This is a genomic window from Gordonia sp. VNK21 (genome assembly GCF_046098115.1).
Taxonomy (GTDB): domain Bacteria; phylum Actinomycetota; class Actinomycetes; order Mycobacteriales; family Mycobacteriaceae; genus Gordonia.
The window spans coordinates 112,268-124,238 of sequence record NZ_JBJURU010000001.1 but is presented as its reverse complement, the minus strand read 5'-3'; the positions used below and the strand labels follow the sequence as shown (position 1 = coordinate 124,238).

8 protein-coding genes and 1 pseudogene are annotated in these 11,971 nt (G+C 69.8%); 4 read left to right on the top strand and 5 right to left on the bottom strand.

The window, feature by feature from the left end; translation table 11 throughout:
* The first annotated feature begins 70 nt into the window (after positions 1–70).
* The 3 genes from secG (at position 71) to ACJMNC_RS00635 (ending at position 4,054) form a co-directional block, all read left to right on the top strand.
* A complete protein-coding gene (secG, locus tag ACJMNC_RS00645; protein WP_408946030.1) occupies positions 71–304 on the top strand; it encodes a preprotein translocase subunit SecG in 234 nt (77 codons plus the stop codon).
* A 212-nt stretch (positions 305–516) separates the two neighbouring features.
* Entirely contained in the window at positions 517–3,297 is a 2,781-nt protein-coding gene (gene ppc / locus ACJMNC_RS00640) for a phosphoenolpyruvate carboxylase (protein ID WP_408946439.1), read from the top strand.
* Positions 3,298–3,766: 469 nt separating this feature from the next.
* Positions 3,767–4,054 carry a GIY-YIG nuclease family protein gene (locus ACJMNC_RS00635; protein ID WP_408946029.1) on the top strand — a complete coding sequence of 96 codons (288 nt, stop codon included), beginning with the start codon at positions 3,767–3,769 and terminating at the stop codon, positions 4,052–4,054.
* Between the two features lie 695 nt (positions 4,055–4,749).
* On the opposite strand, the gene pgl is transcribed toward ACJMNC_RS00635, so the two are convergent.
* Genes pgl through tkt form a run of 5 tightly spaced genes read right to left on the bottom strand, consistent with a single transcriptional unit; the run spans position 4,750 to position 11,247 of the window.
* Complete coding sequence (pgl, locus tag ACJMNC_RS00630) at positions 4,750–5,463, bottom strand: 6-phosphogluconolactonase (protein WP_408946028.1); 714 nt, start codon at positions 5,461–5,463, stop codon at positions 4,750–4,752.
* A 44-nt stretch (positions 5,464–5,507) separates the two neighbouring features.
* Positions 5,508–6,413, bottom strand: coding sequence for a glucose-6-phosphate dehydrogenase assembly protein OpcA (locus ACJMNC_RS00625; protein ID WP_408946027.1), 906 nt, complete (start codon positions 6,411–6,413; stop codon positions 5,508–5,510).
* A gap of 31 nt (positions 6,414–6,444) precedes the next feature.
* Positions 6,445–8,004 (bottom strand): glucose-6-phosphate dehydrogenase, encoded by a 1,560-nt coding sequence (gene zwf / locus ACJMNC_RS00620; RefSeq protein WP_408946026.1) that lies wholly within the window; start codon positions 8,002–8,004, stop codon positions 6,445–6,447.
* 4 nt (positions 8,005–8,008) lie between these two features.
* Positions 8,009–9,136, bottom strand: coding sequence for a transaldolase (gene tal / locus ACJMNC_RS00615; RefSeq protein WP_408946025.1), 1,128 nt, complete (start codon positions 9,134–9,136; stop codon positions 8,009–8,011).
* A gap of 11 nt (positions 9,137–9,147) precedes the next feature.
* On the bottom strand, positions 9,148–11,247 hold the full coding sequence (tkt, locus tag ACJMNC_RS00610) for a transketolase (protein WP_408946024.1): 2,100 nt from the start codon (positions 11,245–11,247) through the stop codon (positions 9,148–9,150).
* A 168-nt stretch (positions 11,248–11,415) separates the two neighbouring features.
* On the opposite strand from tkt, the pseudogene ACJMNC_RS00605 reads away from it, so the two are divergent.
* Positions 11,416–11,934: pseudogene (locus ACJMNC_RS00605) on the top strand (UbiA family prenyltransferase); the annotation flags it as partial.
* Between the last annotated feature and the right edge of the window lie 37 nt (positions 11,935–11,971).

Genomic DNA, 11,971 nt, shown 5'->3' with positions numbered 1-11,971 from the left:
CGTAGACTGTGGCAGGTTGCCCTGCGGGGCGGCCTGCCACAGCTCTTTCAACGGACGGGACCGACGAGAAGTGACCATCGCGCTCAACATCGGCTTGATCATCACCAGCTTGCTGCTGATCGTTCTGGTGCTGCTGCATCGCGCCAAGGGTGGTGGCCTGTCCTCGCTGTTCGGCGGCGGCGTGCAGTCCAGCCTCTCCGGCTCCTCCGTGGTCGAGAAGAACCTCGACCGCCTGACCATCATCATCGGCCTGCTCTGGGTGATCTTCATCGTCGGCGTCGGCCTGGACATCAAGTACTCCTGACCGGACCCGCCCGGCACCGCAGCATCCGGAACTCCCGCGAACGCCCACCGGCGGCCGCGGGAGTTCTCGTTTTCGTCCGCGGCGCGCTTCTGCGGCCCTGAGGCGAGCGCCGAGGCCGCCGCCGGGGAATACTGGGCGTCATGGCCTCCGTATCCGATCACCGCACCGCCAGCCCGGACACCGAACTGATCAACCGCGCCATCGCGACGCCGATGGTCGAGCGGATCCGGGTCCTCGACACCGGCCGGGCGGCCACCGAGCCGTTACGCGAGGACATCCGGTTCCTGGGCGGGCTGCTCGGCGAGGTGATCGCCGAACACGCCGGCCCCGAGGTCTTCGACCTGGTGGAGAGTTCGCGGCGGGACGCCTTCGCCATCCGCTACTCCAAGATGGATCGCGACTCGCTGGCCCAGCGCTACGCCGGACGCCCCGTCCACGAGGAGCTCATGCCGGCCATCCGGGCGTTCTCCAACTTCGCGTTGCTGGCCAACCTGGCCGAGGATCTGCACCGTGAGCGTCGCCGGCGTATCCACCTTTTGGCCGGTGACCCGCCGCAGCCGTCGAGCCTGACCTACACCTACGCCCAGCTCGCCGAGGCCGGACTGTCCGACCAGCAGGTCCGCCACGCCCTGGACCAGGGGCGCGTGGTGCCCGTGATCACCGCCCATCCCACCGAGACCCGTCGCCGGAAGGTCTTCGACGCACAGAACCGCATCACCGAGCTCATGCGCGTGCGCGGGCGCACCGAACTGACCCCGGAGGAGGCCGCGGACCTGGATGCGGCGATCGGCCGCCAGATCCTGCTGCTGTGGCAGACGGCGCTGATCCGGTTGCGCCGGCTGACGATCAGCGACGAGATCGAGACCGGTCTGCGCTACTACGACGCCTCCTTCTTCGCGGTGGTGCCCGCCCTCAACCGCTCGGTGCGCCGGCAGCTGAGCCGGGCCTACCCGGCGGCCGGACTCGACGACCTGTCGATCATCGAGATGGGTTCGTGGATCGGCGGCGACCGGGACGGCAACCCGTTCGTCACCGGGGAGGTGGTCACCGAGGCCACCACCAAGGCCGCCGCCACCGTCATGCGGCACCATCTGGACGAGGTGACCCTGCTCCGGCAGGAGCTGGCCATGTCGGCGCGGCTGGTCCCGCCGATCACCGCGGAACTGCGCGCGCTCGGGGAGCGGGAGGGCGACGACGGCGACGAGCCGTTCCGGGCCGCCCTGCACACCATCCGCTGCCGGCTCGCGGCCACCGCCGCCCAGAACCTCGGCGAAGACTTCCTGACCGTGCAGGAGCGCAGCTGGGCCGCCGGCGAGAGCGCCTATCCGGGGGCCGGTGAGTTCCTGGCCGATCTGAATGTGATCGACGCGGCGCTGCGCGCGGTGGTCGACGGCGCCATCGCCGACGATCGGCTCGGCGCACTCCGGGAGGCGGTCTCCACGTTCGGCTTCCACCTGTCCGGGCTGGACATGCGGCAGAACTCGGAGATGCACGAGGACGTGGTGAGCGAGCTGCTCGCCTGGGCGGGCGTCTGCGCGGACTACAGGTCGCTCGACGAACAGGAGCGCGTCTCGGTGCTGACCGGCGAGCTGACCTCACGCCGGCCGCTGGTCGCCGCCGACGCGGAGCTCTCGGAGACGGCCGCCAAGGAACTCGGCGTGGTGCGGGCCGCCGCCCGGGCCGTCGAGCGCTTCGGCGCGGCCGCGGTGCCCAACTACATCATCAGCATGTGCGGCAGCGTCTCGGACATGCTCGAGGCGATGGTGCTGCTCAAGGAGGCCGGGCTGTACACGATCGGGCCCGACGGCGCCCCGTCGTGCACGGTGCGGGTGATTCCGCTGCTGGAGACCATCGAGGATCTGCAGGCCGGTGCCGGGATCGTGACGGCCACCCTGGAACTGGACTTCTACCGTGCCATGGTCGCGCGGCAGGGCGACGTCCAGGAAGTGATGCTCGGCTATTCGGACTCGAACAAGGACGGCGGCTATCTGGCCGCCAACTGGGCGCTCTACCGGGGCGAGCTGGATCTGGTGGAGGCCGCCGCGCAGGCGGGTGTGCGGCTGCGGCTGTTCCACGGCCGCGGCGGGACCGTCGGCCGCGGCGGCGGGCCGAGCTACGAGGCGATCCTGGCGCAGCCGCCGGGCGCCGTGCAGGGTTCGCTGCGGCTCACCGAACAGGGGGAGGTGATCGCCGCGAAGTACGCCGAACCGGTCGGCGCGCGGCGCAACCTGGAGACGTTGGTCGCGGCGACCCTCGAATCGACGCTGCTCGACACGGAGGGGCTCGGCGACGATTCGGCGCAGGCGTATGCGGTCCTCGACGAGGTGGCCGCGCTGGCCCGGGAGGCCTACGGCGACCTGGTGCATCGGACCGACGGCTTCGTCGAGTACTTCACCGCGTCCACACCGCTCTCGGAGATCGGCGCGCTGAACATCGGCAGCCGGCCCACCTCCCGCAAGCAGACCACAGCGATCTCGGACCTGCGGGCCATCCCGTGGGTGCTGTCGTGGACGCAGTGCCGGGTGATGCTGCCCGGCTGGTACGGCACCGGCACCGCCCTGGAGCGCTGGGTGGGCGACGACGACGAGCGCCTGGCCCTGCTGGCCGACTACTACCGGCGCTGGCCGTTCTTCTCGTCGGTGATGTCGAATATGGCGCAGGTGCTGGCCAAGAGCGACATGGGGCTGGCATACCGCTACGCACAGCTGGTGCCCGACGCCGACCTGCGCGAGCGGGTCTTCGGCATGATCGTCGCCGAGCACGAGCGCACCATCGAGATGTACGCGAAGATCACCGGCACCGACGATCTGCTGGTGGGCAACGACGCGCTCAAGGCCTCGGTCTACAACCGCTTCCCGTACCTCGAGCCGCTCAACCTCATGCAGGTCGAACTCCTCGGCCGGTTCCGCTCCGGCGAGGACACGCCGCTGGTCCGCCGCGCCATCCAGCTCACCATGAACGGCCTGGCCACCGCCCTGCGCAACTCCGGCTAGCCGAAGCCCCTCGCCGGGCACTCGACCACCAAGAACCAGCCCCCGCACCGGACGACTACCGTAGGCGCGCGCTCACTTGCTGGCCGAGTGCCGACGAGCCCTCAGGGGCGAGGCGGTGTATCGAGGCCCCACCCGAGCCCGCGCCTTCCCCGGCGTCTGTGGACAACGCCCTCGACAGCCTCCACGGGTACATCCTCCGGGGCGCCGACGGGACCGTGCCGGGTCTCGATACACCCGCCTCGGCTAGCGCCTCGTCGGGCACTCGACCACCACCAACACGCACCGCCGCGCAAGCTCGGCGTCGCCTCTGTTGGTGGCCGAGTGCCGACGAGCCCCCGGGGGCGAGGCGGTGTATCGAGGCCCCACCCGGGCCCGCGCCTTCCCCGGCGTCTGTGGACATCGTCGCCTTCGCCGGCGTCTGTGGACAGCGTCCTCGACAGCCTCCACGGTCACGCGCATGATCACCGGCATGACCGGCTTCGTGTACATCCTCCGATGCGCCGACGGCACGTACTACGTCGGCAGCACTCGCAACATCGATCACCGGCTCCGTCAGCATCAGGACGGAGACGGCGCCGAGTACACGAAGCGCCGACGGCCCGTCGAGCTGGTCTTCTGCCGCGAGTGCAGCACGGTCGCCGAGGCGTTCGGCTTCGAGAAGCGGATTCACGGCTGGTCGCGCGCCAAACGGCAGGCGCTGATCGACGGCCGTTTCGATCTGCTGCCCGGCCTGTCCCGCAAGACCTTCCGCCGCTAGCGGGGCGACGAGGGCACCGTGCCGGGTCTCGATACACCCGCCTCGGCTAGCGCCTCGTCGGGCACTCGACCACCAAGAAGCAGCCCCGCACCGGACGACTACCGAAGGCACGCGCTCACTTGCTGGCCGAGTGCCTACGAGCCCCCGGGGGCGAGGCGGTGTATCGAGGCCCCACCCGAGCCTGCGCCTTCGCCGGCGTCTGTGGACAGCGTCCTCGACAGCCTCCACGGGTACATCCTCCGGGGCGACGACGGCACCGTGCCGGGTCTCGATACACCCGCCTCGGCTAGCGCCTCGCCGGGCACTCGACCACCAACAACACGCACCGCCGCGCAAGCTCGGCGTCGCCTCTGTTGCTGGCCGAGTGCCGACGAGCCCCCGGGGGCGAGGCGGTGTATCGAGGCCTCACCCGAGTCCGCGCCTTCGCCGGCGTCTGTGGACAGCGTCCTCGACAGCCTCCACGGGTACATCCTCCGGTGCGACGAGGGCACCGTGCCGGGTCTCGATACACCCGCCTCGGCTAGCGCCTCGCCGGGCACCGACCACCAAGAAGCAGCCCCCACACCGGACGACTACCGAAGGCACGCGCCCACTTGGTGGCCGAGTGCTCGCCGGGCACCGACCACCACCAACACGCACCGGCCCCTCAAGCCCGGCAAGGGGGTGTACCGAGACCGTGTCCGGTGCTCGTGACGTCAGGGGAGGCGGGAGGCGGCGGAGGCGTCGAGGAACCAGAGGGTGGATTCGGTGCCGTGGGCGCCGGCGCAGGGCCAGTCGGCGCGGTCGGCGCCGGTGTGGGCGGCGGCCACCGCCTCGGCCTTCTCCGCACCGGAGACCAGCAGCCACACCTCCCGGGAGCGGTTGATCACCGGGAACGTCAGCGTGATGCGCTGAGGCGGAGGTTTGGGCGAATCCGTCACCGCGAGTACCGGTTCCGCGTTCTCGGCGGTGGCCGCAGTATGCGGGAACAGCGAATTGACGTGTCCCTCGCCGCCCATCCCCAACAGGTGCACGTCGAAGACCGTGTCGCCGAGAACCCGGCGGTAGTCCGCGGCCGCGGCGGTGATGTCGTCGCCGAAGGCGCCACCGGACGCCGCCATCGGATGCACCCGGGCCGGATCCACCGGCACCCGGTCGAGCAGCGCCTCGCGGGCCTGCCCGGCATTGCGCTCCAGGTCGCCTTCCGGCACGAAACGTTCATCACCCCAGTAGATCTCGACCCGCGACCAGTCGATCGGTGCATCCACCAGGGCCCGCAGCAGCGCGATGCCGTTGCTGCCACCGGTCAGCGCCACCGCGGCCACACCCCGTTCGTCCTGGGCCCGGCGGACCGTCGCTGCGAATCGTTCGGCGGCCGCAGCGACCAGCGCCGCCGCATCGTCGAAGACCAGGGTTTCAGCAGTGCTCACGGCAGGGATCCTCTCGGTTCGTCGGGGGCTGATCAGTCGGCGGCTCAGTCGGCTCGCCGGACACCGGAGAGCCCCTGCAGGGCGGCCCGGTAGACCACATCGGCATCGAGCCGGCGCAGTTCCTCGGTGAGACATTCGGCGGTGGTCCGCGGATGGAACGGCGCCCGGCCGTCCGGATGGCCCGGGCTGCGCAGCACCCCGCCGATCTCGTCGACGGTCATCTGCAGCGGGCCGTCGGTGCGGTCCAGACGCACCTCCCAGTTGCCCACACCGCGGGTCACCGGCACCCCCAGCGCATGGACCAGCCAGCCGCCGATGAGATCGATCGACGGCGAACTCGCCGGACCCTGCACATGGGCCGAGGTGATCGGCATATGCGGCGGACGGTCGACCGCCGAGGCCAGCATCTCCCGCCACGGGGTGGTGGCCGACCAGGCCAGATCGGTGTCGCCGGCGGTGTAGCCGGTGCGCCGCGCGGCCAGGAAACCGGCCGGATCCTCGGCCCCGCGCGCATCGGTGATGCGGCGGGAGGCCAAGCGGCCCAGCGGATCCGCGGCCGGCAGATCAGGGGCCCACCCGGGCCACCAGGTGACCACCGGGGTGTCGGGAAGCAGAAACGGGACGACGACGGCCTCGGCGTGATCGGCGAGCTCGCCGTGCAGTTCGAGCACCACCACCTCGGAGGCGCCCGCGTCCCCGCCGACCCGGATCTGCGAGTCCAGGCGGGTGGATTCGCGGCGGTCGCCCCGGGTGACCACGATGATGCGGCACGGATGCTCGCGACTGGCGTCGTTCGAGGCCGCCACCGGGCCCTCGGCATCGGTGTCCGCATCGGTGTCCACCAGCAGCGTGAGCACCCGTCCGACGGTCACCTCGCCGCCGGTGTTGCGCATGCTGACCAGCTTCTTGCTGATCTCCATGGTGGAGGTGTCGGGCAGATCGACGATCATGGTGTCCTCCTGCGGCCGATGGTCGGTGCGGTCACGGACGCCGCCACGCGCGTCCGGTCCGGGTCATCATCTTCTCGGCGGACTCCGGTCCCCAGGTTCCCGCCTCGTACGTCTCCGGCGCACCCTCCTGCTCCCAGGCCTGCAGGACCGGATCGAGGATCTGCCAACTCAGCTCCACCTCTTCGGTACCGGGGAACAGCGACGGCTCGCCGAGCATCACGTCGAGCAGCAGCCGTTCGTACGGTTCGGGGGAGCTGACGGTGAAGGCCTCGCCGTAGCTGAAGTCCATGCTCACATCACGCACCTCCATCGCGGTGCTGGGCACCTTGGAGCCGAACCGCAAGGTGACGCCCTCGTCGGGCTGCACCCGGATCACCAGGGCGTTCTGTCCGAGTTCGGTGGTCATCGAGGCGTCGAACGGCAGATGCGGGGCCCGCTTGAAGACCAGTGCGATCTCGGTGACCCGCCGTCCGAGCCGCTTACCGGTGCGCAGATAGAACGGAACGCCCGCCCAGCGGCGGGTATCGACCTCGAGGGTGATCGCGGCGAAGGTCTCGGTGGTGGACGTGGGGGAGAAGCCGTCCTCGTCGAGCAGGCCCACCACCGGCTCCGAACCCTGCCAGCCAGGGCCGTACTGGCCGCGGGCGGAGTTCTCGGCCAGCGGCAGCATGTTGCGGGTGCTGGCGAGCACCTTGATCTTCTCGGCCTGCAGATGGCGCGGAGAGAACGAGACCGGTTCCTCCATGGCGACCAGTGCCAGCAACTGGAGCAGATGGTTCTGGATCACGTCGCGGGCTGCACCGATGCCGTCGTAGTAGCTGGCCCGGCCTCCCAGACCGATGTCCTCGGCCATGGTGATCTGCACGTGATCGATGTAGTGCGAGTTCCACAGCGGTTCGAACAGCTGATTGGCGAAGCGCAGCGCCAGAATGTTCTGGACCGTCTCCTTGCCGAGATAGTGATCGATCCGGAACACCGAGTCCTCCGGAAAGACACTGCCGACCAGCCGGTTGAGCTCCTCGGCGCTCTCCAGATCGTGCCCGAACGGCTTCTCGATCACCACGCGTCGCCAGCCCGGTCCGTCCGTCACGGCCATGCCGGTCTGGGTGAGCCGGCTGAGCACCGTGGGGAAGCCGTTCGGCGGGATCGCCAGATAGAAGGCGTGGTTGCCGTCCGTGCCGCGTTCCGCGTCGAGGGTTTCCAGTGTGGCCTTGAGGTTCTCGAATGCGGCGTCGTCGTCGAAGGAACCCTCGACGAACCGGATCCCCTCGGCCAGCCGGTTCCACTGCTCTTCGCGGAATCCGGTGCGGCAGTTGGCCTCCACCGCTTCACGGACCACGTCGGCGAACGCCGCATCGTCCCAGTCGCGGCGGGCGAAGCCGACCAGCGCGAAGCTCGGCGGCAGCAGTCCCCGGTTGGCCAGGTCGTAGATCGCCGGCATCACCTTGCGCCGCGAGAGATCGCCGGTGACGCCGAAGATCACCAGGGCCGAGGGCCCGGCGATGTGCGCCAGCCGGCGATCGTGCGGATCACGCAGCGGATTGCGCCAGGTTCCGTCGGACGGTTTCCGTGAGCCCTCCGCGTGCGCCATCGGCTCAGGCCTGACCGGAACGCGACCGGTCGAGCTGCTCCGCGGTGGCGGTGAGCAGCTCGTTCCACGCATCCTCGAACTTCGCGACGCCCTCGGATTCGAGCACCTCGAAGACGTCGGCGAGATCCACACCCACGGCGGTCAGGGCGGCGAAGACCTCGCGGGACTCCTCCGCGCGGCCGATGATCGAGTCGGTGTCGACCCAGCCGTGATCGGCGAAGGCCTGCATCGTCTTGGCCGGCATGGTGTTCACCGTGTTCGGCGCCACCAGTTCGCTCACGTACAGGGTGTCCGGATACTCCGGGTTCTTGGTGCCGGTGGACGCCCACAGAGCGCGCTGCGGCCGGGCGCCGTGCGCCTGCAGATCCGGGAACTTGGTCTCGGTCTCGAACGTCTCCCGGTAGGCCGCGTAGGCCAGCCGGGCGTTGGCCAGGCCGGCCTTGCCGCGCAGGGCCAGGGCCTCGTCGGTGCCGATCTTCTCGAGCCGGTTGTCGATCTCGGTGTCGACACGGGAGACGAAGAACGAGGCGACGGAGGCGATCTGCGAGAGATCGTGTCCGTTGCGGTGCGCGGCCTCGAGGCCGTCGAGGAAGGCGTCCATCACCTCGCGGTAGCGCTCCACCGAGAAGATCAGCGTGACGTTGACGCTGATCCCCTCGGCCAGGACGGCGGTGATCGCGGGCAGACCGGCCTTGGTCGCCGGAATCTTGATCAGCGTGTTGCGCCGGTCCACCAGCTTCCACAATTCGATCGCCTGGGCGACGGTCTCGTCGGTCTTGTGTGCCAGCCGCGGGTCCACCTCGATGGAGACGCGGCCGTCGAGGCCGTCGCTGTCGGCGAAGACCGGCTCGAAGACGTCGCAGGCCGACCGCACGTCGTCGGTGGTGATGGCGGTGATCACCGCGTCCACGTCCGCACCCTCGGCGGCGAGCCGGGCGATCTGCTCGTCGTAGGTGCTGGCCTTGGAGATCGAGGCCTGGAAGATGGCCGGGTTGGTGGTCACACCGACCACCGAACGGGTGTCGATCTCGTCCTGCAGGCCACCCGAGGCGATCAGGTCACGGGAGAGGTCGTCGAGCCACACCGACACCCCGGCAGCGGAGAGTTCGGCGAGTTTCGGGTTCTGGGTCATCGGAATGTCTCCTATCGGCCGAGCAGTTCGCGGGCGGCGCCGGCGACGGCGGCGGCGGTGATGCCGAACTCCTCGTAGAGCTTCTGGTACGGGGCCGAAGCACCGTAGTGCTCCAGCGAGACGATGCGGCCGGGCGCGGCCGGGATGCCGCTGCCGCCGTTGACGATCCGGTACCACGGCATGGCGATACCGGCCTCCACCGAGACGCGGGGAACACCGGCGGGGAGCACGGACTCCCGGTACGCCTGGTCCTGCTCATCGAACCACTCGATCGACGGCATGGACACCACCCGCGCCGAAATCCCTTCGGCGGCCAGGCTTTCCCGGGCGGCCACCGCCAACTCCACCTCGGAGCCGGTGCCGATGAGCACCACCTCGGGGGTGCCCTCGGCGTCGGCAAGGACGTAACCGCCGCGGGCGACGCCCTCGTACGAGGTGCCTTCCAGAACCGGCACGTTCTGCCGGGTCAGGGCCAGACCGGCCGGCCGGTTGCGGCGGGTGAGCAGGTGCCGCCAGGCGTGCGCGGTCTCGTTGGCGTCGGCCGGGCGCACCACGTCCAGGTGCGGGATGGCGCGCAGCGCGGCCAGGTGCTCGACCGGCTGATGGGTGGGACCGTCCTCGCCCAGACCGATGGAGTCGTGCGTCCAGACGTAGACCGGATCGATCTCCATCAGCGACGCGAGCCGCACGGCAGGACGCATGTAGTCGGCGAACTGCAGGAAGGTGCCCGCATACGGCCGGGTGGGCCCGTGCAGCACGATGCCGTTGAGGATGGCGCCCATCGCATGTTCGCGGATGCCGAAGTGCAGCGTGCGGCCGTACGGGTGCGCCGTCCAGGTGCCGGTGCTGATCGCCTCCGGGCCGAACGAGGCGGCGCCTTCCATGGTGGTGTTGTTCGAGCCGGCCAGGTCGGCCGAGCCGCCCCACAGTTCGGGGAGCACCGGGCCGAGTGCCGAGAGCACCTTGCCCGACGCCGACCGGGTCGCCACGGCCTTGTCGCCGGGCTCCCAGGACGGCAGCGCCTCGGTCCAGCCCTCGGGCAGGGCGTGGGCGTAGAGCCGGTCGAAGAGTTCCTTGCGCTGCGGATTGTCCGCGGCCCACACGTCGAAGTCGCGCTGCCATTCGGCGCGCACGGCGGCGGCCCGCTCGCGCAGCGCGCGGGTGTGGGCGATCACCTCGTCGGGCACCTCGAAGTTCTTCGCCGGATCGAAGCCGAGCAGCTCCTTGGTGGCGGCCACCTCGTCGGCGCCGAGCGCGCTGCCGTGCGAGGCGCCGGTGTTCATCTTGGTCGGTGCCGGCCAGGCGATGATGGTGCGCAGACAGATGATCGACGGCCGGTCGGTCACCGCCTGCGCGGCGGCGACGGCCGCTTCGATGGCGGCGACGTCCTCGCCGCCCTCGACGGTCTGCACATGCCAGCCGTAGGCGCGGTAGCGTGCGGCCACGTCCTCGGTGAGCGCGATCTGAGTGTCGTCCTCGATCGAGATGTGGTTCTGGTCGTAGAAGACGATCAGATTGCCCAGCTGCTGGGTGCCGGCCAGGGAACTGGCCTCGGAGGTGACGCCCTCTTCGATGTCGCCGTCGGAGGCGATCACGTAGACGTAGTGGTCGAACGGGCTCTGCCCGGCGCCGCCGTCGGGGTCGAACAGGCCGCGTTCGCGCCGGGCGGCCATCGCCATTCCGACCGCGGAGGCCAGCCCCTGGCCGAGCGGGCCGGTGGTGATCTCCACACCCTTGGTGTGCCGGAACTCGGGGTGACCGGGGGTCAGCGAGCCCCAGGTGCGCAGCGCTTCGAGATCGCCGAGTTCGAGACCGAAACCGCCCAGGTAGAGCTGGATGTACTGGGTGAGGCTCGAGTGTCCGCAGGAGAGGACGAAGCGGTCGCGGCCCACCCAGGCCGGATCGGCCGGATCGTGCCGCATGATCCGCTGGTACAGGGTGTAGGCGAGCGGTGCCAGGCTCATCGCGGTCCCCGGGTGGCCGCTGCCGCAGTTCTGGACGGCGTCGGCGGCGAGGATCCGGGCGGTGTCCACCGCACGGGAGTCCACATCGGTCCAGTCGTCGGGGTAGATCTGCTGGGTCAGCGCACGGATCTCATCTGTAACGGCCACGGTGGGGGTGTCTCCTGTGGGTCGAAGCTGCGGGTTCCTCCAGCCTAGCGGCCCGGATTCTTCTGTGGGGAGCCGGAGGGATACCATCGGTCAGGAGGACAGCGGCCCCGGCGATTCCCGATCGGCGATTCTTGCGGCGGCTTTCTTGCGTACTTAAGGAGCCTGGCGTTGAAGATTGGGGAAAGCGTGAGCGCGAACCCTTCCGCCGAGGCATCCCGGAACACCGTTGAACCGCAGTCTCTCCCGAGCCGGATCAAGGCCACCCTGCTGGCGTACATCGCGCTGACCAAGCCCCGGGTGATCGAGCTGCTGCTGGTCTCGACGATTCCCGTGATGCTGCAGGCCGATCGCGGCCACGTCGACATCGGGCTGGTCCTGATCACCGTGATCGGCGGCTGGATGGGCGCGGCCAGCGCCAACAGCCTGAACATGGTGGCCGACGCCGACATCGATCAGAAGATGAAGCGCACCGAACGGCGGCCGCTGGCCCGGCACGCGGTACCGGTGCGCAATGCGCTGATCTTCGGCATCGTGCTCGCCGCCGCATCGTTCGCGATTCTCTACTTCGGCACCGGGAACAAGTGGCTGCCGCCGGTGCTGGTGATGATCACCATCGGCTGCTACGTGGGCGTCTACACGCTGATCCTCAAGCGCCGGACCTGGCAGAACGTGATCTGGGGCGCCGCGAACTCCTAGTCGCACATCTGCGGGTGCATCTTCGGCT

Bases quoted from the DNA above. Each gene is read 5' to 3' on its own strand.
- ppc (WP_408946439.1), top strand. From the start codon at position 517: ATGGTCGAGCGGATCCGGGTCCTCGACACCGGCCGGGCGGCCACCGAG.
- ACJMNC_RS00635 (WP_408946029.1), top strand. From the start codon at position 3,767: ATGACCGGCTTCGTGTACATCCTCCGATGCGCCGACGGCACGTACTAC.
- ACJMNC_RS00625 (WP_408946027.1), bottom strand. From the start codon at position 6,413: ATGATCGTCGATCTGCCCGACACCTCCACCATGGAGATCAGCAAGAAG.
- zwf (WP_408946026.1), bottom strand. From the start codon at position 8,004: ATGGCGCACGCGGAGGGCTCACGGAAACCGTCCGACGGAACCTGGCGC.
- tal (WP_408946025.1), bottom strand. From the start codon at position 9,136: ATGACCCAGAACCCGAAACTCGCCGAACTCTCCGCTGCCGGGGTGTCG.